Source organism: Natronoflexus pectinivorans (genome assembly GCF_004345615.1).
In the GTDB taxonomy this organism is placed as follows: domain Bacteria; phylum Bacteroidota; class Bacteroidia; order Bacteroidales; family Marinilabiliaceae; genus Natronoflexus; species Natronoflexus pectinivorans.
In genome coordinates this window covers 93,483-119,522 of sequence record NZ_SLWK01000011.1, presented here as the reverse complement: position 1 = coordinate 119,522, position 26,040 = coordinate 93,483, and the positions used below count along the sequence as shown (strand labels likewise).

The following is a 26,040-nucleotide window of genomic DNA, read 5'->3' as shown; positions in this document are numbered from 1 at the left end:
ATCTGAACTACGGATTATACTTAAATTACCTCCTGATCCCTTAGTAATCTCTTGGTTGAAAGTTAACTCTAAGTTAGCATCTAAACTTACTTCTGTTGCTCCTTGTAGTGGGGAATATATATCCACCACCGGTGCCTGCCCCACCACTCCCACAGATACCAACAAAGCCACTGCCAACAAACCTGCCTTTAGTAAAATATTTTTCATAATAGTACTTTATTCGTTTTGAGAAGGTTGTAACTTTATATAAAAGTTTACCTTGAAACACAACAAAAAGTTCTTATACTCCCGGGTATAGGACTCAGGAATAAAGAACTACAAAATTACTGGTAATTATAATGATTTTTACGAAAATAAGTGTTAAATAGATACGGAAAATATTGAAAATGTTGATGAAAATGGCGAATTAAGTGGTGAAGGTTGTTTTTGCCGGTAGATTTAGTTGTAATGTAGTTCAGATTGGTTGTAAAGGCCGGTTGTTCTGTTTTTGTTGCACACCTATGGCGTGCCGGGGGGGATGGTGGTTGCGATTTTCTACCTACATTTGTCACCTACGGCGACATGCTAAGGTATCTTACATGTCTTCTATGGTTAAAAAAATTACACACAAACGGCCTGCCGAGGGTTATGGCGGTTGCGTCTGTTCTACCGATATTTGTCACCTACGGCGACACCACTAATTGTGTTAAATTATTAAGTAGGGTCTGCTGAAAAAGTCTGCAGACCAATATTATATTTCTTTTGTCCTCAAGCCGGACGGGCTCTTACTTTTTTTACTCATATTGTGTTTTCTTTTTAAGGTATTGCGTGATCCGCTTCGCTACGCAACAGCAAAAAAAAGTAAGCAAAAAATGCCGCCGCTGCTGAAAAATTGCCTAAATAACAATGTGTCAGGCTAAAATCTGCGAACTCGCTACGCTCAAACAACGCATATTTTTTACGCCTGTCACATTGTTATTTTTAACGGCATTTTTCAAAGGCGGAAGTTTCCATTATTTCTAGTTTTTTCAATGCACGGAAATGCAATAGTTATATTAAAAAAGCTTGCACTTTAATGATTGAAAACATATATATATATATTGCAAACTATCAATTATTTAAGAGTTTTTCAGCAACCCCTAAGTAATGATTTAATTTCCTTGCTATAAAGGAATTCCGGTTTCCGTTCTCCCGTCTCCTGTTTCCTTATATACCTTATGTGGTAAAATTGCGCACCTACAGCGTGCCGCGAGTCAGATGGTTGTCTCTTTTCTATCCACATTTGTCACCTACGGCGACACCTCCCACTGTTATTAGTGTTTTTAAATACTTAATTATGAGTTAACTTCCATCAAAAAAGATCATTCCGGTCTTCGGTCTCCGATTTCCTGTCTCTCCATATGTTTCAAAACCCTAATTAGACTAAATATAAATTAACAAAAAAAGACACTTCCCTATTCAGAAATTAAGTACTTATTAATATCTTTACTCTATAAACAACCAAACCAAACACTATGCGAATTCCCTTTCTCAAGTGGCTAGTACCACCAGATCAGTGGAAATTCCCCGTAATTATCCTACTGGGAATATTTGCAGGTTTAGGATTTTTCGTGATCCACATGGCAAAAGTTCCATCATATTTGGCCGATACACCGGAGACCTGTGTCAACTGTCACATCATGGCACCACAATATGCCACCTGGAGTCACAGTTCTCACCGCGAGGTGGCAACTTGTAGTGATTGTCACATGCCGCATGACAATCTTTTCAACCACTATCTTTTTAAAGCAAAAGCCGGAATGAATCATGCTTATGTATTTACTTTCCGTCTTGAGCCACAGGTCATCACCATCCATCAGGAGGGCAAAGATGTGGTGCAGAACAACTGTATCCGTTGTCATTCCCAGCAGATTCACGATACCAAACTTTATACCATGCGTCCTGATTTTCATCCCAACATAGGCGACAGATATTGCATTGAATGCCATAGGGATGTGCCGCATGGAACGGTCAATAGTATTTCCAGCGTTCCCGATGCGAGAGTACCCGTACCCACCAGCCCGGTGCCGGAGTGGTTACGTGGGTTGACGAAATAGGGGAAGATAGGTTAAATGGAGGGAAAGAAATTGAGTTTTGGGTTGAGTTGTGCGGATGGGATTCCCCCTTCAGGGGGTTAGGGGGAGCGGGAAAAGAGAGTTTGAAGTTTAGGGTTTAGGGTTTAGGGTTAGGAGTTTAGAGTTTTAAGTTTTTTCAATCATTAGTTGTTTTGCAAATAACATAGAATTACAATCGAAATATATCTTATTAAAATTATGCGTCATTGCCCCTCTGCGTTTAGAATTTAAATAGCAACCTAAATAAATCCATTGATATGAGACCAATCAGTGAAATCATAAAAGAGAAGCCCTGGATGGGATGGCTAATTTTCTTTGCCACCATGATCGTTGTATTTGTACTCGGGCTATTTGCAGCCACCGTAGTTGAACGGCGTGCTGAAGCTGTTTTTGCCTATACTCCGCAGGTAAAACACGACAAATACGAACCTCGTAACGAGGTTTGGGGTCAGAATTTCCCTCGCCAATATCAGTCGTACATGAATACGGCAGATACTACTTTTTCCAGCAAATACAACACATCCGGTTTGCGTGATGCGTTGGCCGACAACCCCCGAATGGTAATCTTGTGGAGTGGCTATGCATTTTCAATGGACTACAACCAACCACGTGGACACTACTATGCTGTTGAAGATGTGTATAACACCCTTCGTGTTGGTTCTCCCATGGATGGAGAAAAATCTTTTCAGCCAAACACCTGCTGGACCTGTAAAAGTTCCGATGTGCCCCGCCTGATGCAGGAGCATGGCATTGCGGAGTTCTACTCAGGCACTTGGGAAATGTTGGGCGAAGAAGTGGTAAACCACATTGGTTGCGCCGATTGCCACGATGCCGAGACCATGAATCTGCACATCACACGTCCTGCACTGATTGAAGCCTTTGAGCGCCAGGGAAAAGATATTACCAAAGCCTCACACCAGGAGATGCGAAGCCTTGTGTGTGCACAATGCCATGTGGAATACTATTTCAGTTCAAACGTGGTTGAGGGAGTTAATAGCTATCTTGTTTTTCCATGGGATGATGGGATGAATTTTGATGATATTGAGGCCTACTTTGACAGAATTGGATTTACCGATTGGGTTCACGGACTAAGCCGTGCTCCCATGCTAAAGGCTCAGCATCCCGATTATGAAGTTTGGTCCACTGGAATTCATGCCGATCGTGGTGTATCGTGTGCCGATTGTCACATGCCATACAAAAGTGAAGGTGGAATGAAATTCACCGATCACCACATCCAGAGTCCGCTGAACAATGTGGCCAATTCATGTCAGGTTTGTCACCGTGAAGAGACTGCCAGACTAGTACAAAATGTGTACGATCGTCAAGACAAAATTTACGAAATCCGCACACAGCTGGAAGATCAATTAGTTAAGGCGCACATCGAAGCGGCTTTTGCCTGGGATTTGGGAGCAACAGAGGATCAAATGCACGATATTTTAATGGATATTCGTCATGCACAATGGCGCTGGGACTTTGCAGCTGCAGGCCATGGAAACGCATTTCATAATCCACTTGAAACCAGTAGAATGATATCAACCGGTAAAACAAAAGCACAGGATGCACGTGTAAAACTAGCTCGCTTGTTAGCTTCACTTGGACACACCGAACCTGTTCCCATGCCCGATATTTCAACCAAAGCCAAAGCACAGGAGTACATTGGTCTTGATATTCCAAAACGCCAGGCTGACAAAGAGAAATTCCTGAACACAGTTGTCCCACAATGGCTTGAAGCCGCCAGAGAACGGGAAGCGACATATGATGTGAGGGTGAATTAACAAGAAACCGGAGACCGGAGGAAGAATGGTGACAGGGAAATAGGGTTACAGGAATGAAGTTGTCACAAGCCCCAAAGGGGTGTAATATCATAACCCGGGATGGAGCCCAGGGGAACGGTGAAAGGAGAAAGGATAGCGAAGGACAACAGGTTATTAAAATAATGCTTCAGAAGATCCGATGGTTTACGAATATGTAAGTCATCGGATTTTTAGATTAGTGTTGTTTTTATATTTCAGGGCTAACGCCCCTCCGTTTCATTCATTTATCCTTTTTCTACGAAGATAACAGGGCTAGCGCCCCTGAAAAATTATTTAAATACATATAAACATGGGTGTAAATGTGGCATCTTCGTAAGACTATACATGGCAAGTTTTCCAAGGGGCGTAGCCCTTATATCTTAGTAGCAATACATCATCCTGTAAATCCAAGGGGCGTAGCCCTGACATCTAACGTAAGATTGGAATATCTTTTGTAACCCAAAAGACATTTTAGCAATGTTTAAACATGTTGTAGCGCATTAAAAAATGACTCCATAAGACTATTTGATAAGATTTAATTACACAATTTAGACAACTTTGATTATCTTTACTAAAAGAGAAACAGATAAATGATTTACATATTAGACGTACAAAACGACCAATTAGTAAAAGCAGAAATTGTTGTCCCTGAACCAAATGAAATACCATTAAAAAAAGATGGCTGGAATTTCAACTGGATAGAATTAAGCAAAGATGAACATTCCAGAATGTTCATTTTAAGAACAATTGGACTAAAACCAAGTGTTGAAGGTGCATTACAACTAAAAACAGAGAATGAAATGCTCATTATGAATGTTTTAGAAATAGCACCGCATAACATCGGGCGAAAAAATAAGAAATATGATTATGTCGCCGGCTGTTTAATTGCTTTTGCTTGTAAAGAAAGTTTTAAATTGAAAAGTTCTTACAAAGGATTTCTAACCTTTATGGCGAAAACAAGCCTAATAAAATGGTATTCCGAAAAATATGGTGCGTCAATAGGACTTGGACAGCGAATGTATATTGATAGTGAGAACGGACTGAAATTGATTAATGAATACCTTGAAAAATAAAACGATGAAACGAGCCATGAGAATCGCCAGATCGACGAAGTCAAAGCTTTTCTCACACAGGCAAAGTACTGAGCCCTGTCGAAGTAAGCATGACTATGATGGCGAGTTCCATGTGATTACTTAAAAACAAATTTTAGACACATGAAACGAAATAACAGCACAGAACCAACAAATGGGATGTTAACAAACCCAATGGATACTGGGACAGATGAATTTAAAGATTTCCAAGCAAAATTGTTGAATAAAGCAAAAAAACGGTCAGAAGCACAACAAAGGGAGATTGAATTGTTGTCCATCAAATTTCAAATGCAAGATTATTTGGAATCCGAAGAAACCGAACTTAAGCTTCCGGGAGATTTTTTAAAAGAATACTTGAAAACATTAGACATTACACAAAAGAAATTTGCTCACTATATTGAAATAAATCCCTCTAATTTGAACAAGTTAATTAAAGGAGAGCGACCGATTAATTATGAATTAGCAATAATCTTGGGAAAGATTTTTAACAATGACCCAATGCTTTGGATTGAAATACAAGCAAAAAACGAACTTAAAAAAATCAGAAAAACCAAAACGAGGAGATTTAATAGTTACTCATTGAATGATTTGATGACCTAGAAGCAAATGCGTTACAACATCAGATATAAAACATTGGGGTTTTGGTGTTTACACTAATATTTCTGCCCCGCATCGGCATTTGTAACGGCAGACCGTGATGACGCCAGCAAATCCCAACGTATCCTATGTGACCGTTATAGACACGAAGACTATTATCCCGAGGTTTTCGGGATCAGGCAGATAGAGTAGTTGAGAAAGAAGATTAGATTGATCTTATTTTCTGCTTAATCTTGTCTATCAGTCTAAATGTCATATCCCACATTGCAGGACTTCGCTTTACTCAGCATCTAATGTTCCAAAAATATTCAATGCAGATTTATAAAAATTTAAACAGTCTCTTCACCTGATCTGCCAAAAAATAAAATAAAATTCTCTTCCATAATTAAAAGTAAAAGTGTACTTTTGCGGCTCATTCGTGTAATCTCTTGCTGAACATAGGGGTCAGACAATATTGCACGGTTAAGTTTAATCTTCAAAAGCAAAAGAAAATGGACTTGATGAAAGTTGCTGAAGAGGCCTTTAACACAGGAGTAGAGGTTCCCGAATTTGGAGCCGGTGATACTGTGTCTGTTCACTACAAAATTAAAGAAGGAGCCAAAGAACGTGTTCAGGTATTCCGTGGCACTGTAATCCAAGTAAAAGGAGCCGGTGTTAGCAAAAGATTTACTGTAAGGAAAATGTCAAACAACGTTGGTGTTGAGCGTATTTTCCCAATCAACTCACCTTTTATTGATAAAATTGAGGTGAACAGAAAAGGTAAAGTTCGTCGCGCAAGAATTTACTACTTCCGTGAACTTACCGGTAAAAAAGCTCGTATTAAAGAGAAAAGAGTTTAAGGATAATATTTTTTCTTTTTTCACATTAAAAAAACCGTCCATCAGAAATGATGGACGGTTTTTTATTATTCACCCACTCTATCTAAATCTGTCTCTCAATCTTCTCCCGGCATCTTCAATTCTTTCCTGCACGTTCTCATCTTTGAGAATCTCTTCCACGCCTTGTTCTATTGCGCGTTCGGCAGCACGTTCCACTTCACGACGCACCTCATCGCGAACCGCTCTCTGCAAATCATCTGCATTGATTGAAAGCTTAGGATCGGTTGGAGTTCCGGTAATATTTATACCCAGCATCACGTCACCACCCGACGACGAAATATTTCCACCCAACAACCCTGCCACGTTACTGATTTCACTTCGGCTCACCGGCATGCGCATGGTAAAGTCCATCTGCTGGTCGAGGCTCTGTGTTCCTGCAATATTAACCGATTTTCCAAACACCTCAACATCAAAAGGTTCAACGGTTAGATTTCCATTTTCGATGGTAAAGTTGACCCTCACATTGCGGGCATTGGCAACCTTATACCTTTCATCACGCAACATGGTAGCCATGGCATCCTGAACTTTTGATCCACTCACCTCAATGTTATTTGAGCGAAGATTTCCGGCTCCATTAAATGTATTGAGAAGCGGACTCATGTCGTCACCAAGGATGGTATTAAACTTGAAGGAAGAAGATACCTGCCCCTGAGCATTTTTTGCCACAGGCAAAAAAGATTCCACCATGCTGAATGAGTGTGCAGCCATATTGATATCAAAAGAGTTTATGGCCAGGTCAAAATCCACGAAAGGACGAATGGTATCCTGGGTGTTGTATTCACCATTCATCACCATATTTCCATTTAAAAGGTGCGTCCTCAACCCATTCATCACCACACGAGAGTCTTTAATTTGAAGATTTCCGGTGGTATTGGTTAAATCCAGTCTGTCATACAATATCCGGTCAATTCGGGTACTCATGTTAAACTCAATGTTACCGGGAATCAATACTTTTTGCAATGGTTCAGCTTCCTGATCGGCTTCCACAGGCTCATCACCAGCCAAAGCCATCAATTCATTTGTATTGATAAACTGGCTTACATGATCCAGGCGACCTCTAAGCGTTCCATCTTTAAGAGCATATGCCAGGTAGTTCTCCAGTCGGCCGGTCAATCCAAAGTCGCTCTCTCCTACCCTGCTGGCAAAAGAACGCAACTCTAAGTAACGGGGTGAGAAAAACAGGTCGGCCTCACTTATGATCACTCCCATTGGGAAATCCGGGCTACGGAATTCAAAATTAGTGAGCGTCACATTTCCATTGGCCTTGATATCTTCATATTGCTCATTCTCAATCATGTTGTAATCACCATCCAGTGTTAAATCGGACGTGATCAATCCCTTTAAGTCAATGCTGTCCATGGGAATGGCATCGGCCAGCGAAGCCAGATCAATGGAACCTATCATGGCTCCTTTAAACACCGCGTTTGAAATGGGTGTTGAAATGTGCAAATTGGCATCAAACGGATTGTTGTCCAGCTCAAAGTGGAAAGTGCGGATTTCGGCGATGGTATTATCCATTGATCCTCCGGGATTATCAACCTGAAAGAAAATCTGGATATTATTGATGGATTTTGGCAAATCTGGATATTGAATCACTCCGTCCTTCACATCCAACAGGATGTTAAATGCCGGAAGATGATCTTCATCAATATATTTACCTTTAGCCGTGGCTTCCAGAGCAAGCGAACCTTCAGTTCGCAATCCATCCAAATCCTGCATAAAAGCCTCAGGCACCAGTGCCAAAAGTGTGCGAAATTCCGTTTGACGGGCAGCCATGCGTAAATCCATATCATAACCTTCGTCAAGCATGGCAACATATCCTTCTATAAACAGAGGAATACGACTAAATATCAATTCGTTGTCCTCAAAAGTAAAGACCATATTCTCTAAATCGGCACCCACATCGGCTCTTAAATCAATGGTGGCACGGTTCAGATAACGAATATTGTCCATTTCCAGATCGAAGGCCTCCACATTGCTGACCAGGTTGATCGTAGTATATGTATCGGTGAAATCTCCACGAATTCTGGAGTTAAAGCCTTTCAAGGAGGTTTTTAAATTCATGGTGGCATCGCTGTAAGAAAGAGCTGCATCGCGAATCTCGAAAGATTGCAACTGAATGCTGAAAGATGGCATTTCAGCAGCATCCTCTTCGGCGACAGGAGTAGGTGCGTCTGATTCGGGAACAATGTCCCAATTGGCAATTGAATCACTGTTTACCTTTAAATTGATGATGGGTTTATCCACCAATACCGAACGGATGTCGATGGCATCTCCCCTGATGGCACTCATTACGTCAACAGCCAGAGAAAATCTCCCCACATGTACCAACGTATCACCTTCAAAAGGGGCATCATTAATAACGGTAAGACCATCCAATCCCATGTGCAGATTGGGAAAATTTCTAATGAGCGATAAGGAGAACTTGTCCCACGAAACCGTTGCATGTATCTCATCGTTGATGATCTCCTGAACCTTAGCTTCAATTTTTCCTTTAAACACGAAAGGAAGAATTAACAACAGCAGGAAAATTCCCGCCAATACACCAAAAAATATTTTCAAAAACTTCTTCATGAAATACTACTTTAAATGATGGGTTAATATATTGTCGTCTTTTTGTCAAATTTAATAAAAGGAAAGGAACAGACATCAATAGATCGTTAGAATTTCAAAATTCAAGATGTTAGACAAGTTTATGTATTTGATTAAAAACATTTTACCTATCAAAAACAAGTTTAGCATACGCCTATAAATAAAGCAAAAAACATTAGTGGGAACTTTAAGCCTTCCACTTGGGGGATGTTTGGAGGGGTGAAAACAAGATATTTTACACATTATTATGTATTAAATCACTACTGACCGGCTAATTAATTTAGATTTCTCGCTCTGCTCGAAATGACAAAACTTTCAGGAGGTCAAGGCGGGAGAAGGGGTTCTTGCGGCTTCGCCGCAAGAACCCCTTCTCCTCTCACAACGCAACAGCTTGTCATTTCGAGCGAAGCGAGAAATCTATTATATGATTACTATTAAATAAAACTACTAATCAATCATTTAGTCTAAGAAAAACTGAATTTGGTCAAGTTTTCAATAATAACCGATGGAACGAATCACCAAAAAAATTGATTTTTTAATATATTTACAATGGTAAATAATATTTTAACCCATAAAAAAAATCAAATGGAAAAACTGGTACCCTACGTAAACCTCGGGTATGAAAACGACAACTCAGGAAATTTAAAGGAGTTTATTCTGAATGTGAGTGCGTTGTTACCCGACGACAGCAAAACCAAAATCAGTGGTGACGGAAAAATCAGTGACGACAAATACTACCGTAAAATAACCATTGATTATAACGGAGGCTCAAAGAGCCTGAAAGAGTTTGATTTCAGTATCAAAATCAAAAGAAAAGATATTGGACTGCTTGAAAGAGGCATAAAACTGGAATTAGCAGAAGCAGGGGCAAAAGGTGGGGGAAACAAAGGGCTTGTAATTGAATATGAGTGGCCATGATGATGATTCCTGATAAATAATGCTTCAACCGGAAATAATAATATTTCCGGTTGTGTTTTAATTCGGAGCAATTTTATTTACGAGTTTTTCTTGACGAATCATAGACAGAGTTTATTTTAAACTATGAATTTCTGCTTTACACATATTAAAAATCAGATTCCGTTTATAAAAGCTGTGTTAGCCTATTTTTTGTTTTGTATGCATTTAATAGTAAATGCAACAGAATTCTCTGCGGACTCAGTTTATCAGCAATTCTTAATGCATCAAAGCAATAAAGCAATTCCAGAAATCATAGAACTGGCAGAGTTCACTTCCAGTTACTTCCCTTTAAGCAAAAATGATTCCCTTAATTTATTTAATCACATCAATCAAAATGCTAAATTTAAAGAATTCCTCATTCTCTGTACCGCAATTCATTACGAGCATAAGTTAAATCCAGATCTCGCCATTAAAAAATACAACCAACTTTTAAACGTTCCTGATATTGAAAAAGAAATGCACACATATACATTACGCAGACTTTTTCATTTGCATAGTAACCAAAACAACCTTGAAAAAAGTCAGGAAATTTGTCTTAAATTGTTAGATATTTATCAGACAGAGAATAACCACCATGGTTTGGCGCAAGCACATCTCCATATGGCTCGAATATACTTGCGTTTAAGGAACTTAAATCATGCAATGCATCAATTAGATATCGCTTACGAATATGCCAAATTATCAAATGATAATCAATTATTATTATCCGTACTATTTGCAATTGGTGCAGCTCATTTAATGGATAGTAATTATTCAATAGCCAAGGAGCATTTCATTAAAATTATTGAGCACCCTGAAACACCTAGTATTCAATATGGACATGCCGCATTTAACATGGCTTCCATTTTTATTCAAAACAATGAATACGATAAAGCAATTGACTTTCTTAATCAAAGTCTGAAGATCTATATTGAACTTAATGATTCAACGCGTATCAGTAACGTTAAAAACAATCTGGCACAGATTTATAATAGGACAAAAAACTTTTCCGAAGCCATTAAAAATCTCTATTCGGTGGCAGATTTTGCTAAAAACACGAACAATGAGGAACTATTAAGTAACGTATATTATAATCTGTTACAAACATTCATAAACTTAAACCAGCCAGACTCCGCATTGCTATATTTAGATAAATATATTGATCTAAACTCTGAACTGTGGAAGGACCAACAAGCCGCTCATATTTTGGAATTGGAAAAACAGTACCAGTTTGAGAACCAACAGCGCCAAATTGAGCTGCTTAAGGCACAAGATGAACTCCAAAAAGCCAGCTTCAGAAACATCTTAATCATATTGTTTGTCATTGCCATTTTGTCTATTCTATTTTTTATTGGTGGAGTGACTTTTTTCAGACAGAAACAACGTATTCGTAAGTCGCACAGCAAATTACTGGCACGTGATAAGGAGATTCACAGGATCAACGTCGAGCTCAATCAAAGCAATTTGGCCAAAGACCGTATTCTATCTATTATTGGACACGACCTGAGAGGCCCCATCGGCAGTTTGCGTGATTTATCCGGATTTTATGCAGTTAATCCCCATCAAACCGAAGAAGAGATACTGGACTATTTAAAGATGAGTCATGAGTCATCAACATCTCTTTATTACCTATTGGATAACTTATTGGCATGGGCTAACAGCCAGAAGGGGAACATACATTTTTCTTCCGAAAAAATTCAACTAAAACCGGTTGTTCATCAGGTCGTTAAGCTATTAGATGTATCGCTCAATCAAAAACAACTTAGTTTTGAAGTTTCAGTTCCATCAGACGTTTATGTTTTTGCAGATGTTCAAATGCTTAAAACCATATTGCGAAACCTGATTTCCAACTCCATCAAGTTTTCGGCCGGCAACACCAGGATTACTATTTCAGCAAGTATTAACATTAAAACTGGTTTTGCGGAAATTTCTGTTGAAGACCAGGGCATTGGAATATCGGCCAATCAATTAGAAAGTCTTTTCGCTGAAAAAGAGACCTTCTTCCTTCAAAAATCAGGAGACGCCGGCGGAACTGGATTGGGGCTTATTTTATGCAAAGAGTTTGTGGAAATGCATAGAGGAACAATCTGGGCATGTTCTCAGCCTAAAAAAGGAACAAAAATCTGTTTTACTCTTCCAACTTATATTCCTGAAACAACAAAATCAAACGACAGTTTGATCAGTGATGAACAGATGTCAAAATTTTCCTCCTGAAAGTTTCGTCATTTCGAGCATTGCGAGAAATCTATATTAAATTAATCCGTCGGTAGTGTGAAAATCTAAAACAATCTAACCAACAACGATGTTATTTTGGTGTTAACAACTTGATATAGATCAAAAGAACCGGTAAATTTATCTATATTTAACAACTGTTTAAATTTATGCTTATAAATTAGTTTAAAGTAGAAAGTTTATCACAAAATCCTGTTAAAACCAACATTATGAATTTCAGACATCTGTTTACATTTTTGCTTCTTTCTTTAACCATGGCCATTTTCTGGCTTGTTACGGCGTCCACATGTTCCAATTCAAAGAAAATATCCTTCGACTCGGATATTTCGGATAAAGCACTGGCCATTTCCAATTACGAGCGGTACTGTGCCTCTTGTCACGGACTCAACATGGAGCGCTTTGCCGGTGAAGACCGCGAAGCCATGTTCAACATGCCCCTGGAAGATATGATCGCCATCATCAGGGATGGTGATATTGAATCGGGAATGCCTGCCTTTGGTCAGTCCTTGAGCGCAAGAGAAATCAACGATATGGCTGTTTACATTCTGACCGATATGAAGGAAGCTAGCCGGAGTCACGATTACCGTCCCAATATCGGTGAAATTCACGAATCTGAAAAAATAACCTTCCGTCTCGATACTGTTGCAACCGGTCTGGAAGTTCCATGGGGACTTACCTGGCTTCCAGATGGAGATATGCTGGTAGCAGAACGCAGCGGGCATCTTTTCCGTTTTAGAGATGGCGTATTTGTCAGCATGATTGAAGACCTCCCTCCCATTTTTGTTCACGGCCAGGGCGGGTTAATGGATGTTCGTCTGCACCCCGACTACGAAAACAATGGATGGCTATACCTGGCCTATTCCACATACGGACCACAAGGCCCTTCACAAGGTGGCAATACCGCCATCATGCGGGCTCGTTTGCAGGACAACCGACTGGTGGACAAGGAAGAGTTATTTAAAGGATTGCCGGATACTCGAAACGCAGTACATTTTGGTTCACGAATGGTTTTCGGAGATGATGGATACCTCTATTTCTCCATTGGTGACAGGGGCAACTGGGACAATGCACAGGATTTGACCAATCACGCCGGAAAAATTCACCGCATTGCCGATGATGGAACCATACCACAGGACAATCCATTTGTCAACGAGCCAGGAGCCATGGCAACCATCTGGTCCTACGGCCACAGAAACCCTCAGGGCTTGGTAAAACACCCAGAAACGGGTGTTTTATGGTCGCATGAGCACGGCCCAAAAGGAGGCGATGAACTCAACATCATAGAGAAAGGACTAAATTACGGATGGCCGGTTATTTCTTATGGTATCAATTACGATGGCAGCGTCATCACGGAGAAAACCGAAAAAGAAGGCATGGAACAACCGGTGATTGAATGGACACCCTCCATAGCTCCTTGCGGAATGGCATTTGTAACCGGAGAGCCATTTAAAGCTTGGGAGAACAGCATTTTGTCCGGCTCGTTAAGTTTTAGATACCTGGTTAGAAATGAAATAGTAGGAAACGAAGTGGTGCATGAGGAGATATTGCTTCGCGAAATTGGACGCGTTAGAAACGTAGAGATGGGCCCCGACGGATACGTTTATGTGGCTGTTGAAAATCCGGGAGCTATTTTCAGACTGGTGCCGGTGGCGGAATGAAGGTTTTAAGTTTTAAGTTTAGAGTTTAAAGTTTAAAGTTAGAGGTTTGAAGTTGATAGTGCTGGGTGGTTAGGTTATTAGTGGAATAGGTCAAAGGGTGTTAGAGAAACAAGGGGTGTGCGCGTCACCGAAGGTGACAAATATGAATAGAAAATACACAACCACCATAAACCACGGCACGCCATAGGTGTGCAATTCTTAACCACATAAGGCATATAAGGAGAAGGGAAACCGGAATTCTCTTATAGCAAGGAAATTAAATCATTACTAAATAATATAACACAATTGAACCTGTCACCGAAGGTGACAAATATGAATGGAATTGATGAAGATTATACTGTTTTTTGCATTGTTGTTTTGGTCAGCGGCTTCGTTGGGACAAAAGACAATTTTGGTTCAGGATAAATTAAATAAACAGCCTATACCGGCTGTTTATTTGCTTTGTAACGGACAGCAGGTTGCTGTGAGCAACCTGCATGGAGAAATTGAATTGCCTTCTGATATTTCATGTCAAACTGTTGTTTTATCTCATATTTCATACAAAAACATAGAAATTTTTATTGATGGGGTCACCGACCGGCAAACGATTTTTCTAACCCCTTCTGAAAGCCAACTGGATGAAGTGCTGGTGACAGCGACCCCATTTCACCGAATCAGGTCGGCCATACCCGGAAGCATTTCAGTTTTGGAAGGGGATCTACTTCAAACAGGACAACAAACAGATATAAGACCTCATCTTGAACAAATTCCCGGCATTCAGATGCAGGCCGGAGCACTCAACACCGCCAGACTTACCATCAGGGGAATCGGAAGCAGAACGCCCTATGCATCCAATCGCATCAAAGCATACTACGAGGACATCCCGCTTACGAGCGGCGATGGTGCAACTATTGTCGAAGATTTGGAAATTAACGAGATGGGAAAAGTTGAAGTGATAAAAGGCCCCTCGTCGGCACTATATGGGCCGGGATTGGGTGGAACCATAGTTATCCGATCCGCACCCATTCCACTTGGCTGGAATGTTACTGCCCTGACAGAAACCGGTTCATTTAATCTCTTGCGAGGCGGAATTTCTTTGTCCCACAGAGATTCTGCATCCTACTTAAGTAGTGCGTTTTACAGGACAACCATGGATGGTTATCGTCAAAACAGCCGATATGAGCGGTCAAACTTCATAGTGCGAGGAGGAGTTTCGTTGAATCGCTCTCAGGCATCTCAACACAAACTTACTTTTTTCCTCAACCATGTGGATCTGATGGCGCAAATTCCCAGTTCCATCGACCGTGAAACCTATTTAAGCAATCCGCGGAGTGCCGCTGCAAACTGGCTGGCCATCAGGGGTTATCAAAGCTACAATAAATGGCAGGCCGGAGTATCCCTGCAATCGCAACTCACACCTCTTATCAGCAACCGAATCGCTATATACGGCATCTACAACGATGCTTATGAACCGCGTCCATTTAACACTCTGGATGAACTGACCAAAACCATCGGTGTTCGTCAACAGCTTCTATATTCAGGAAACAGCATATCCTTATCTCTTGGTGGAGAACTCTTTACCGAGAATTACCAATGGAAAATATTTGAAACCATTGGAGAGGAAAGAGGTGAGCAGGAATTTCACAGCAGAGAACGCAGAAACTATTACAACCTCTTTGCACATGCAGAAAAGGAGTTTGAAACCGGAACCATAGTAACGGCAGGCGTAAACCTGCATCAACTCTTTTATCGCACCAATGTTCTCTTTCCCCAAAACGAACCGGTTGAAACGCATCGCTACTCCCCTGTTATATCACCCAGAGTGGCCGTTAACCAAAGATTGTGGACAGGGAATTATCTGTTTGCTTCAGTTGGACACGGATTCTCTGCCCCCTCACCGGAAGAAGCGCTGCTGCCTGATGGCAGCATCAACCGGGACTTACAACCCGAAGAGGGAATAAATTACGAAGGAGGCATCAGAAGTTCATTATTATCGAACCGCCTGAACCTGGATATTACCGCCTACCGCATAAACATCCAAAACTTACTGATGACACGCCGCGATGCCGAGGATGTCTTCTACGGAGAAAATGCCGGGAAAACAACTCATTACGGCATAGAATCATCTGCATTTGTTCACATCACCAATCCCTTGCTTTTTCCGGAACACTCACTCAGGGTTACACATACCTTGATGCGGAATAAATTCGGACGTTTTGAGCAGGATGATTTAGATTTTCGCAATAAAAAACTACCGGGATTACCCGGTAGTTCACTCAATATTTCAATGACTAATACCTTATTAAAAAACCTCAGCCTAAACACATCATTTCAACACATCAGCCGCCAATATTTGAATGATGCCAACACCATATCCTATTCAGGCCATGAACTCATCGATTTATCTTTAAACTATCGATATACAAACGGATGGATAAAAGATTTAAGAGTTTCAACAGGTGTTCAGAACCTTCTTGATCGTCACCATGCCTCCATGGTTTTGGTCAATGCCCCCTCATTTGGAACCACACCGCCAAGATACTTTTATCCGGGGCTTCCTCGCAGATTTTTTGTAAATTTGAGAGTCAACATTTAGTGCACAACAAATTCAAAAACAGCTCAATGCTAAAGGATTTTATGCACATACGCGAGAAGGTTTTTGGCACACCGGTTATGCAAAAAGCGCTGATATTAATGCTCATAATGACAGTTGCGGCATTGATTTGGCCCTCCGGGCACGAGCCTGAAATCACTGAACCCGAAACGGAACCATACATTGAGTTCGGCATTGCCTCCTATTACGCCAATCTTTTTCAGGGACGCCCAACCGCATCGGGCGAAATATATTACCATCATTTGCCCACTGCAGCACATCAATATCTGCCATTAGGAACCAGGGTGCTGGTTACCTGTATGGAAACAAAAAACAGCATAGAGGTTACCATCAACGACCGGGGACCATTTGTGGATAATCGGGTGATTGATCTCTCACGGTCTGCCTTTTCTTCCATCAATAACCTGAGAAAAGGATTGATATATGTGAAAATTGAGGTGATTGAATAATAGCAATATGCAAATGTTTAAATAGAGTCTCTCTATATATTTTCATGCTATAATATATTCCTTCTTCGTAATTCCCAAAAACATTTGGCAGTTGCTGATGCATCTGCTGATGCATTGTGTACATCACTAAAGCCAGTTTCAAACAGTTTAAAATACAATTCTGATAATGATGGCCATTTATAACCATACTTGTTTTTAATCGCACAAAATTCAATTGTAGAATTCATGGTGCAAATCTGGTTCTTTTTACTCAAAACATTCTCATAGCCATGCCGAAGAAATTCTGCACCAACAACTTTCTGATCATACGAAATATTGTGAGCCACAAGAAAATCAGCGTCTTCAACTAATGAACGAAATTTATCTAATACAGTGGCAATATCCACTCCCTCCATTTGAGCCTGTTCTGTTGTGATGCCATGAACTTTCGTTGCCTCTGGAGGTATTAAGAATCCTTCAGGTTTAACTAAAAAATCGCCCTCATCAATTTTCTCTCCGCTAGCATTAAAAACGATATACGCCAATTGTACTAATCGAGGCCAGTTATTTAAATCAGTTGCCGAAGCCTTATAATCTTTTGGTAATCCTGTCGTTTCGGCATCAAAAAATAAATAAGTAATGTCAGCGCGGGATGTTTCGTTATTTTTGTCACAATCCATCTCACGATCACTTTCAAAAGAAGAATTCTGCCCTTCCTTAAGGAATTCCCCTTCTAAAAAAAAACCATCAAAAACTCTTCCTTCAGGACAAGATAATATACCCCGTCCATTGTATTTGTTATATGCAAATTCTCCTATATACTCCAATCCATTGGGGTGGCGCAATATTCCTTTACCATGGTAATACCCAGCTGTTACTTCACCAACATACCTGCATCCATCAGGTGAAATAATAGTTGCTGATCCATATCGTAACCCCTTTTTGAATTGACCAACATATTTATATCCGTCTGTATGAATTAATACACCTGAACCATCTGGTTTACCATCCCTAAATTCGCCCTTATAAATTCGCCCATCCGGATAAGATAAAACCCCGTTGCCATTAAACTCATCATCTTCAAATTCACCAACATATTTTTTCCCATCGGGAAAAATTAACGTGCCATGACCATTAAACTCACTGTCAACAAATTGCCCTTCATAGCGCCTTCCATCACTAAAACTCAAAACACCTTGACCATGATATTCATTATCCACAAAATCACCCCTATAAACAGCACCTGTAGAAAGAGTTAGTTGCCCTTTACCATGATAAACACCATCCTTAAACTCTCCCTCATATTCTTCTCCATATTTTGGTGCAGATAAAGCTCCTTTCCCATTAAATTCTCCATTTTTAAATTCACCCAAATATTTATGGCCTTCGGAAAATCTTTTAATACCAAAACCCTCAAATAAAATATCTTGAAATTCACCTGAGTATCTTTCTTCTATGGGAGTAGGTTTGTTAATATCCATGTCTTCAATCTTTTTTTTAGCAATCGCTCAACAGCATTAACACTATCCTTCGGAAACTTAAAGAATTCTTTCCCATCAATATCCTAAAACAATATAAAGCCATTTTTACCTAAAGTGGTTTGGTGAACCAAATCTTTAATAACAATGGAACTTCCATTTTTAAAAATTACAGAAAAATCAGCTGGTAAAAAGCTTTGCAGATAGGATCTTATTTTAGACCCTGTAGTTGATAATGGATATTTAGTCCAGTCATTAATTTCAATAGCAGATTTCTTTTCTAAATCACCTCCATTCAGTTTTTCAACTAATAATTTTACAGCTTCGAAGGTATTCAAATCTCTAAACAGCTCAATAAAAGCATCATTGTAAATGTATTTATAAGACTTTGGGCTTAATGCATCCATTACGGCATTCGGCACAATAATAACTTCATCTACTTTTGCGGGCTTTAATAACGGTTCATTAGATATCACATACAAAAAACCATTAACGGTTTTATAAGCCCCGGCTTTAAATCTTTTTGCCATTGTATTGCGATTTGAATTATCAATTCCAAAAATCGGCCAGCGCTTCTGCTTGTTGTAGCACTATTTCCGTTGCGAGTTTCTGTAAATCAGGAGGATAACCATATTGCCGAAGGGTGCGTTTTACAATGACTTTCAGTTTCTTTTTTACAGACTCCTTTACAGTCCAGTCAATTGTTGCATTGGCCTTAACGCGCTCAACAAGCACCCTTGCAAGTTTCAGAAGAACTTCATCGCCAAGTAAATCTTTGGCACTATTATTTGATGAAACAGCATCGTAAAATGCAAGCTCATCTTTCGATAATCCCATTTTTTCGCCTCGCTTATCCGCCTCTTTAATCTCTTTGGCAAGATCAATCATTTCCTGAATGATTTCGGCTGCGGTGATTAGATTGTTTTGATAGCGCTTGATGGACGATTCCAACATTTGCATGAGCGAGCGACTTTGAACGATGTTATGTCTGGCTCTTATCTTAATTTCATCATTGAGCAGTTTTTTGAGGACTTCCAAAGCCAGATTTTTATGCTTCATCTCTTTCATCTCCTCAAGAAAATCATCATCCAATACAGACAATTCCGGCTTTTTAATTCCTGCTGCATCAAAAATATCTATAACCTGCTCCGACACGATGGCTTGATCCACCACTTGCTTTATGGCGGTTTCAATTTCATAATCGGTTTTGCCACCTGAAACGGCTCCCATATCGAGCTTTTGAATTCGGGCTTTTACGGCTTGAAAAAATGCAATTTCATCCTTTGCGTCCATGGCTTCGTCGTGAGGCAAGGCTATCGCAAAGGCTTTTGACAGAGCTGTGACTTCTCTTACATACCTGTTTTTACCCTCTTCCAAACTGAGAATATGCTCAACGGCAGAAATGATTAATCCCAACTTCTCTTTAACGGATGCATCAAAATAATTCTCATAAGCAAAGCCATTACCATAAGGAATTTTTGGTTCGGCAGCCATGGCATAACCCGAATGCTGCCAGACAGCATTTTCAGCAAACATTTGAGAAACCACTTCAAGTTTTTCCAACATCAATTGAACCGCCTTTTCCTGAGCTTCTGCCGGATCACCTTTACCTCCGCTATCGGAATAAAAAGAGAGTGCCTTTTTTAAATCGGATGCAATACCAAAATAATCTACCACCAAACCACCCGGTTTATCTTTATATACCCGGTTTACCCTGGCGATGGCTTGCATCAGATTGTGGCCTCTCATTGGTTTGTCGATGTATAAAGTGTGCATACTTGGTGCATCAAAACCAGTGAGCCACATATCCCTGACAATAACCAATTTCATAGGGTCGGTGGTATCCTTCATTCGGTCGGCCAATGCTCTGCGCTGCTCTTTTGAGGTATGATGTTTCATCATACCCGATCCATCTGAAGATGAAGCGGTCATAACCACTTTAATCACCCCTTTATCCAAATCAGCATCATGCCAATGGGGGCGTATTTTTATGATTTCATTGTACAAATCAACGGCAATTTGGCGACTCATGGTCACAATCATTGCCTTGCCTTCTAATCCGCTATTGGTACGTTCCTCGTAGTGAAAAACCAGATCCTCAGCCACCTTCTTTAATCGGGCTTCGCTGCCAATAATGGCTTCCACTTTTGACCACTTAGCTTTAGCCTTTTGAGTGTCGGTTAATTCATCCTTAGCCAACTCTTCATCAAGCTCCTCAATGAGCTGTTTGCCTTCTTCTGAGAGATTTATTTTCACCAATCGGCTTTCGTAGTAAATAGGAACGGTAGCACCATCTTCTACGGCTTGTGCTATATCGTAAATATCAACATAATTGCCAAAAACGGCAGGGGTATTGGCATCGGTTGATTCAACAGGTGTTCCTGTAAAACCAAGGTAGGTGGCATTGGGTAAAGCATCGCGCATGTATTTGGCAAAACCATACACCAAACGCTGGCCAATTACATTTCCCTTATCATCTTTTACATCAATTGTTTTTGGTTTAAACCCATATTGTGTGCGATGGGCTTCATCGGCCACCACAACAATGTTTGTGCGATCCGAGAGTTGTTCATATACATTTGAACCATCCTCGGGCTGAAACTTCTGAATGGTGGCAAAAACAATGCCTCCGGAAGCCACTTTCAGCAACTCTTTTAAGTGTTCTCTGCTCTCGGCCTGTATGGGAACTTGCCGCAACAACTGTTTTGATGAACCAAAGGTGTCAAACAGTTGGTCGTCTAAATCATTTCGGTCGGTGATGACCAAGATGGTCGGATTATTTAGCTGCAAAACCAATTTACCGCTAAAGAAAACCATTGAAAGTGACTTGCCGCTGCCTTGCGTGTGCCAAACCACCCCGCCTTTTCGGCTGCCATGGTCAGCCGATGCCATCTTAACCGATTCTATGGCTTTGTTTACGGCATAGTATTGATGATAGGCAGCCACTTTTTTTATGGATTTTACTGTGGCAATTCCTTTGATATCTATATGCTTATCTTCTTCAAAAACAATAAAGTGGCGTATGTAATCCAATAACGTAACCGGATGGGTTAAGCCTTTTATCAACACCTCTAACTGACTTGTTAATGGAGAATCTTCTTTAACGCCATCACTGGTTTTCCAAGCCAGGTAACGAGAGAAACCGGCCGATAAAGAACCTGCCTTTGCATCAACTCCGTCGGATATGACACAAAACGTGTTGTAGATAAACAGACTTGAGATGGCTTCCTTATAGGTTTGAATCTGTTTAAATGCTGAATGCAATGTGGCATTTTCATCCACAGCATTTTTCAATTCAAACAGCACCAACGGCAATCCATTTACAAACAGGATTAAATCGGGACGTTTATTGTTATTGTTTTCAATAATTGTAAACTGATTCACCACCAGGAAATCGTTCTCACCGGGGTTGTTGAAATTTACCAACTGAACCCGGTCGCCACGCTGAATGCCGTCTTTACGGTATTCAACCTGCACACCCTCTGTTAATAGCTCATGAAAGTTCTGATTGTTAACCATGAGGTCAGGAGAAACAATACGCTCTACGCTTTTTAATGCCTCCTGCCGGGCTTCAAAAGGGATTTGAGGGTTATGGCGGGCAATGGCCTCCTGCAAACGACCTTTTAATACGACATCACTCAATGCGTTTCGTTCCGGCGATGCTCCGTCCGGTGCAATCGCTGAGCCATGCACATATTGCCATCCAAGGTTTTCAAGTTCCTCAATGGCCCAAAGTTCTATGTCGTTTTCAGTTATTTTGGTCATAATTATTTGACGTTATGAATCTTTTTAGCTTATATTTGCATTATAGAATGATGTTTAAACGTAATTAAAATATCTCACCAACCATCCGTAAGGTGTTAGTGTTGAAAGAGAAACGAAGCCGTTAAGTTTTCTTAGCGGCTTCTGCCGTTCTATACGCTTCATATTCCTTTAAATATTTCTGAAGCTGTCTATTCCCTTCTATAAGAAATGCAGTCCACGGTAAAATGTAATCACCTCTGTCATCCAACACAACTAAATACCGTTCAGTTTCATGTAATATTAGAATACGATTTTTTGTACCGCCATTTCCTCTTCGGATATTACGCCAAACTTTTAAACATTCATCCCCGGAATTATCAATCATAGGCCTAGGCCACGCAATGCGTTCCATCCTTCTAAAATCTGGTATTCGTTCATTTTCAATGTCACCTTTGTGGGTCATATGATAAAACGTATACTCCTTTCCCTCAACCAATGGAAACTTTTTCAAACCTAGCCTCACTCCTTTGAAAGAGGGTTTTGAAGTAACAAAATCTTTTTTGAAAACATTGTAAATAGCTTCTAAAAACAGACTAAAATTCCCCCTGTATTCATTTAACTCAATTATATCTGGCAATTCAAAACAATTCATTACTCTAGCTCCTCCTATAGCCTGTATGCCAGATGAACAAGTTAAACTTTCTTTCATTCGGCAAGGTATTTTTAGTTAGACTGTACCCGCTTCTCTTTTTGATTAATTCAATTAACTCAAGTTTGGCAGCACTACCGGTTAAGCCTCGGTGCATATAGGACAAAGCACCTATAAGTAAATCTGTTAGTTGTAACAAACTTACTTCATCCGACCGCACTTCTTGTATGCGTTTTACTATTTTTTTTGAAAAATCATAATGATTATTGCAGATTACTTCCTGCAGCTTTTGTACTTTTTCATAACCCTGAGTGTCTTTTATATCAAGATAAATATAGTAGGAAGAATAGGGAGAGATAATGATTTTAAGCATATCAAAATACATTTTGTAGTAATATGTATCGTGCGTATGTCCAAACTTCTCATGATCTAACTCCTTTTTATCAGCCACCACCAAAGCTCTAAAATTCAATTTGTCAGTGTCAAAAAAGAAATTGATTAATTCCCGGTAAAAAGAAATTTTTGATTTAGAAACTTTATTCCATTTTATCTCAAAATCAGCTTTTAAACCATGCTTCTGCTTAATATCCTTAATCCGGCTAAACATTTGCTGCCTATCATCTTTAACGCACCAAACAGCTCCTAATACCATAGATTTATGTGGGTCATTCTCCAGATGGCAACTTTCGTCGCAGTATATATTGTATTCTATCATGATAATATACGTTTAACCAGATTTTAACTTCCAACCAAGGTTTTCAAGTTCCTCAATGTCCCAAAATTCTATGTCGTTTTCAGTTATTTTGGTCATCCACTCTGTTTTTTAATATTTTTAGCTCGATATCGGTTTTTGATTTAAACTCTTTAGCTATTTCAAGCAAGATATTAATGGATTTTTCTTCATTAATAAATTCGCTCAAGTTGAAAGCCTTTATGAACAATTTACCACCATTGTGCTCTAAGAACTTGGAGCAATCTTTATCATGAGGTATATCTCCATCATCAATAATTAAATTATAATCTTCCTCTTTAAGTGCTTTGTCTGTTAAAAGAAAGTGGAGCCTTGTTTTTGATTTGTCTAAACTGTCATATTTGTCAAGTTCATCCATATCATGATTTGTTTTAAATGGAGCCCCAGAGTCACTTTGCAGATATATGGACAAATCAACGGTTCTTCTTCCGAATTTTTGAGATTTCATTCGGAATTCATACGCATACATATTTAGCCAATTCCATGGACTGTTGCACAATTCTCCACGCCCTTTATTGGGGCTGGAATCCATGTGAATTGGATACCCTCCTTTATAATCAAATCCAAACTCTTTAGATATGAAATCGACAAGATTTAAAACTCGCTTTTGATAATGAAATAATAAACGATATGCTTTACGCACATCTAGGAATGTTGATTCTATTTTTTCTTTGTTCATGATTATTTTGTTAATTAAATGGTAAATCAGATAAGGTTACAAGACTCTGATTGTTTATGTATGAATCAAGATGAGGCATGGTTTCAAACCATTCACCTACTGCAAATTCGTGGATATTAAACGCAAGTAATAAATCCTCAAATATAGGACGCAATAGAATTGGCGCATCAGTAGCATCAACATCTTTTGTTATATTACTTAACTCCTTTTTTACAGCCCTTAGAATTCTATTCCATTGACATGGGAAAATGATTACATTGTTACATTTTTCTTTCTTCTCAGACCTAATGCCTCCTAATGCAATGTAGTAAAGTTTTTTGTCATGCATATTTTTGTATGCGTCTATTTGATTTTTCCACTGTTCGGGGTCTTGTTGATTTTTATCATATCTTTTGGCCTCTATAATAAGATCAAATTTCTCAAATCGTATAAAGATATCGGGTTCGATATAATTTGAATTGCTGGTTTTTGTGGCATCCCAATGTGGCCAAAACTCTTTAGATATTAATGAACCACAATCTTTAGGCAGATCATCGTTATCATAACAGGAATTCCTTAAAATAAACCAAAACAAATCGGTAGGTAAGTAAAATAAACGTTCAAAAATGGATGCCGTTAAGGAGTCTTCTGAGCCACTAAATAACTCTTTCCAATCAAGTTCTTCACCATTAAAACATTGACTCGCTTTTCCTCGATGTATTGCTGTTAGCATATATTTCTGTTTGTAACAATTATTGATTAATTCTAAAAGTAATTTGATTCTCTTGATTAACGCAAAACTCTATTGCGTTTCAGGTTATTCTGTACAAAGTCCTGCTCTCTTAATACCCATATCTTGATTTCATGTAATTCAACCAGTCATTACAGCAACCATCTTTTTGATGCGTCCTGACAAAATGAACCCATTCCTGATGATGCCAGGTTTTGAAGATAGCTTTTCCTGTCCACAATTCACACCATCCTGTTTGAAAATCGTTTATACCTGTTGTTTTTAAACAAGAGATTAAATTGCTGTTCCTACCGTCAAATGCTACGGTAGATGCTACTAAATCATATTTACCACATCTGGCAATGCCTTCGGCTAATGATTGTTGACGAAATAATTGATATCCATCTGTAGCAGCAGGACAGCGCTTTATTTTAGAATGAGCCATCTCTGATAATTGTAGGTTACCCCAATACTTTCGACCCCATACAGACTGGTGACAAATGCTTTTGTATCCGTCTCCCGTTAATACTTCCATACATCTTTTTGGATCGGGGTTATCCGGCTTTTCTTGCCTCCCTTTTACAGTTCTAGCAGAACAAGAATAAAAGCTATGTTCGGAGTATTTACACTCTGTTAGAATAATTCCATCGCCCTTTTTCGTTTTCACCAAAAAAGCAACATCAGGAGAAGTCTGACCGGAGCCCCTGCTTCCGTCCATTTCTCCCAATAGCAAAGAAGGGTGCAATGCATCACCATAATCAAAGGCAAACTCAAGCTGAATATCCACAAGTTCGGTTATCTCATTGGAAATTCTTTCTTGTAAAAACTGCAACATTAATATTCGAAACACCTCTGAACTTAGAACAGGAAAATATAGATTGGCACTCAAAATCCAAGAACTCATTAAATTATGAACCCCTGTATGCTCTTTTACTTTTTTCTCGATCAGGTAAGTTGTTAGTTCAGCCCTAATTGGTTGGTAAACGGTTTCAATCCAATTGCCCCTTGGAATAACATGCTCATATTTACCTCCATTCTGGTAACCCCACTCAGCAGTAGAAACGTTAGATTCACGCCAACTTATTTGGTTTTGCCTTTGTGTCTGTATGAAGTTGCGTTGTTGCATATTCTATTGGTTT

At 39.6% G+C, this 26,040-nt stretch carries 20 protein-coding genes; 10 read left to right on the top strand and 10 right to left on the bottom strand.

Going from position 1 to position 26,040, the window contains the following annotated elements; genetic code table 11:
* On the bottom strand, positions 1-207 hold a 207-nt coding region (locus EV194_RS13540; protein WP_132434569.1), incomplete at its 3' end, for an Ig-like domain-containing protein.
* Positions 208-1,493: 1,286 nt separating this feature from the next.
* Here EV194_RS13540 and nrfH point away from each other — a divergent pair.
* From nrfH to rplS, 5 genes are all read left to right on the top strand, one after another.
* Positions 1,494-2,075 (top strand): cytochrome c nitrite reductase small subunit, encoded by a 582-nt coding sequence (nrfH, locus tag EV194_RS13535; RefSeq protein ID WP_132434568.1) that lies wholly within the window; start codon positions 1,494-1,496, stop codon positions 2,073-2,075.
* A 275-nt stretch (positions 2,076-2,350) separates the two neighbouring features.
* Positions 2,351-3,868 (top strand): ammonia-forming cytochrome c nitrite reductase, encoded by a 1,518-nt coding sequence (nrfA, locus tag EV194_RS13530; protein WP_132434567.1) that lies wholly within the window; start codon positions 2,351-2,353, stop codon positions 3,866-3,868.
* A 608-nt stretch (positions 3,869-4,476) separates the two neighbouring features.
* The gene (locus EV194_RS13525) at positions 4,477-4,959 is read left to right on the top strand and encodes a hypothetical protein (RefSeq protein ID WP_132434566.1); all 483 of its coding nucleotides are present in this window, start codon (positions 4,477-4,479) and stop codon (positions 4,957-4,959) included.
* Positions 4,960-5,100: 141 nt separating this feature from the next.
* Complete coding sequence (locus EV194_RS13520) at positions 5,101-5,577, top strand: HigA family addiction module antitoxin (RefSeq protein ID WP_132434565.1); 477 nt, start codon at positions 5,101-5,103, stop codon at positions 5,575-5,577.
* Positions 5,578-6,065: 488 nt separating this feature from the next.
* Positions 6,066-6,413 (top strand): 50S ribosomal protein L19, encoded by a 348-nt coding sequence (rplS, locus tag EV194_RS13515; protein WP_132434564.1) that lies wholly within the window; start codon positions 6,066-6,068, stop codon positions 6,411-6,413.
* A 78-nt stretch (positions 6,414-6,491) separates the two neighbouring features.
* Here the strand turns inward: rplS and EV194_RS13510 are convergent, their stop codons facing one another.
* The gene (locus tag EV194_RS13510; RefSeq protein WP_132434563.1) at positions 6,492-9,026 is read right to left on the bottom strand and encodes an AsmA family protein; all 2,535 of its coding nucleotides are present in this window, start codon (positions 9,024-9,026) and stop codon (positions 6,492-6,494) included.
* Between the two features lie 603 nt (positions 9,027-9,629).
* On the opposite strand from EV194_RS13510, the gene EV194_RS13505 reads away from it, so the two are divergent.
* From EV194_RS13505 to EV194_RS13485, 5 genes are all read left to right on the top strand, one after another.
* A complete protein-coding gene (locus EV194_RS13505) occupies positions 9,630-9,962 on the top strand; it encodes a hypothetical protein (protein WP_132434562.1) in 333 nt (110 codons plus the stop codon).
* A 198-nt stretch (positions 9,963-10,160) separates the two neighbouring features.
* Entirely contained in the window at positions 10,161-12,194 is a 2,034-nt protein-coding gene (locus EV194_RS13500; protein ID WP_165921899.1) for an ATP-binding protein, read from the top strand.
* 227 nt (positions 12,195-12,421) lie between these two features.
* Complete coding sequence (locus tag EV194_RS13495; protein WP_132434560.1) at positions 12,422-13,870, top strand: PQQ-dependent sugar dehydrogenase; 1,449 nt, start codon at positions 12,422-12,424, stop codon at positions 13,868-13,870.
* Positions 13,871-14,195: 325 nt separating this feature from the next.
* Entirely contained in the window at positions 14,196-16,445 is a 2,250-nt protein-coding gene (locus EV194_RS13490; protein WP_165921898.1) for a TonB-dependent receptor, read from the top strand.
* A gap of 26 nt (positions 16,446-16,471) precedes the next feature.
* Positions 16,472-16,912, top strand: a complete 441-nt coding sequence (locus EV194_RS13485; RefSeq protein WP_132434558.1) for a septal ring lytic transglycosylase RlpA family protein — start codon at positions 16,472-16,474, stop codon at positions 16,910-16,912.
* A 47-nt stretch (positions 16,913-16,959) separates the two neighbouring features.
* Here the strand turns inward: EV194_RS13485 and EV194_RS13480 are convergent, their stop codons facing one another.
* The 8 genes from EV194_RS13480 to EV194_RS13445 all read right to left on the bottom strand — a co-directional run bounded on the left by EV194_RS13480 (position 16,960) and on the right by EV194_RS13445 (position 26,027).
* Positions 16,960-18,372, bottom strand: a complete 1,413-nt coding sequence (locus tag EV194_RS13480; protein ID WP_132434557.1) for an exonuclease domain-containing protein — start codon at positions 18,370-18,372, stop codon at positions 16,960-16,962.
* Between the two features lie 83 nt (positions 18,373-18,455).
* Entirely contained in the window at positions 18,456-18,899 is a 444-nt protein-coding gene (locus EV194_RS13475; protein WP_132434556.1) for a hypothetical protein, read from the bottom strand.
* A 19-nt stretch (positions 18,900-18,918) separates the two neighbouring features.
* The gene (locus EV194_RS13470) at positions 18,919-22,134 is read right to left on the bottom strand and encodes a type I restriction endonuclease subunit R (RefSeq protein ID WP_132434555.1); all 3,216 of its coding nucleotides are present in this window, start codon (positions 22,132-22,134) and stop codon (positions 18,919-18,921) included.
* A gap of 121 nt (positions 22,135-22,255) precedes the next feature.
* The gene (locus tag EV194_RS13465) at positions 22,256-22,822 is read right to left on the bottom strand and encodes a hypothetical protein (protein WP_243699419.1); all 567 of its coding nucleotides are present in this window, start codon (positions 22,820-22,822) and stop codon (positions 22,256-22,258) included.
* Complete coding sequence (locus tag EV194_RS13460; protein WP_132434554.1) at positions 22,770-23,477, bottom strand: DUF3800 domain-containing protein; 708 nt, start codon at positions 23,475-23,477, stop codon at positions 22,770-22,772. Before EV194_RS13460 ends, EV194_RS13465 begins: the two co-directional genes overlap by 53 nt.
* Before the next feature lie 79 nt (positions 23,478-23,556).
* Complete coding sequence (locus EV194_RS13455; protein WP_132434553.1) at positions 23,557-24,192, bottom strand: hypothetical protein; 636 nt, start codon at positions 24,190-24,192, stop codon at positions 23,557-23,559.
* Positions 24,193-24,202: 10 nt separating this feature from the next.
* Positions 24,203-24,904, bottom strand: a complete 702-nt coding sequence (locus EV194_RS13450; protein ID WP_132434552.1) for a hypothetical protein — start codon at positions 24,902-24,904, stop codon at positions 24,203-24,205.
* 109 nt (positions 24,905-25,013) lie between these two features.
* Complete coding sequence (locus EV194_RS13445; protein ID WP_132434551.1) at positions 25,014-26,027, bottom strand: PGN_0703 family putative restriction endonuclease; 1,014 nt, start codon at positions 26,025-26,027, stop codon at positions 25,014-25,016.
* Between the last annotated feature and the right edge of the window lie 13 nt (positions 26,028-26,040).

What these genes read in the sequence shown, in the direction of transcription:
- nrfH (WP_132434568.1), top strand. Translation starts at nt 1,494, where the DNA reads ATGCGAATTCCCTTTCTCAAGTGGCTAGTACCACCAGATCAGTGGAAA.
- nrfA (WP_132434567.1), top strand. Translation starts at nt 2,351, where the DNA reads ATGAGACCAATCAGTGAAATCATAAAAGAGAAGCCCTGGATGGGATGG.
- EV194_RS13525 (WP_132434566.1), top strand. Translation starts at nt 4,477, where the DNA reads ATGATTTACATATTAGACGTACAAAACGACCAATTAGTAAAAGCAGAA.
- EV194_RS13520 (WP_132434565.1), top strand. Translation starts at nt 5,101, where the DNA reads ATGAAACGAAATAACAGCACAGAACCAACAAATGGGATGTTAACAAAC.
- rplS (WP_132434564.1), top strand. Translation starts at nt 6,066, where the DNA reads ATGGACTTGATGAAAGTTGCTGAAGAGGCCTTTAACACAGGAGTAGAG.
- EV194_RS13510 (WP_132434563.1), bottom strand. Translation starts at nt 9,026, where the DNA reads ATGAAGAAGTTTTTGAAAATATTTTTTGGTGTATTGGCGGGAATTTTC.
- EV194_RS13505 (WP_132434562.1), top strand. Translation starts at nt 9,630, where the DNA reads ATGGAAAAACTGGTACCCTACGTAAACCTCGGGTATGAAAACGACAAC.
- EV194_RS13500 (WP_165921899.1), top strand. Translation starts at nt 10,161, where the DNA reads ATGCATTTAATAGTAAATGCAACAGAATTCTCTGCGGACTCAGTTTAT.
- EV194_RS13495 (WP_132434560.1), top strand. Translation starts at nt 12,422, where the DNA reads ATGAATTTCAGACATCTGTTTACATTTTTGCTTCTTTCTTTAACCATG.
- EV194_RS13490 (WP_165921898.1), top strand. Translation starts at nt 14,196, where the DNA reads ATGAAGATTATACTGTTTTTTGCATTGTTGTTTTGGTCAGCGGCTTCG.
- EV194_RS13485 (WP_132434558.1), top strand. Translation starts at nt 16,472, where the DNA reads ATGCTAAAGGATTTTATGCACATACGCGAGAAGGTTTTTGGCACACCG.
- EV194_RS13480 (WP_132434557.1), bottom strand. Translation starts at nt 18,372, where the DNA reads ATGGATATTAACAAACCTACTCCCATAGAAGAAAGATACTCAGGTGAA.
- EV194_RS13475 (WP_132434556.1), bottom strand. Translation starts at nt 18,899, where the DNA reads ATGGCAAAAAGATTTAAAGCCGGGGCTTATAAAACCGTTAATGGTTTT.
- EV194_RS13470 (WP_132434555.1), bottom strand. Translation starts at nt 22,134, where the DNA reads ATGACCAAAATAACTGAAAACGACATAGAACTTTGGGCCATTGAGGAA.
- EV194_RS13465 (WP_243699419.1), bottom strand. Translation starts at nt 22,822, where the DNA reads ATGAAAGAAAGTTTAACTTGTTCATCTGGCATACAGGCTATAGGAGGA.
- EV194_RS13460 (WP_132434554.1), bottom strand. Translation starts at nt 23,477, where the DNA reads ATGATAGAATACAATATATACTGCGACGAAAGTTGCCATCTGGAGAAT.
- EV194_RS13455 (WP_132434553.1), bottom strand. Translation starts at nt 24,192, where the DNA reads ATGAACAAAGAAAAAATAGAATCAACATTCCTAGATGTGCGTAAAGCA.
- EV194_RS13450 (WP_132434552.1), bottom strand. Translation starts at nt 24,904, where the DNA reads ATGCTAACAGCAATACATCGAGGAAAAGCGAGTCAATGTTTTAATGGT.
- EV194_RS13445 (WP_132434551.1), bottom strand. Translation starts at nt 26,027, where the DNA reads ATGCAACAACGCAACTTCATACAGACACAAAGGCAAAACCAAATAAGT.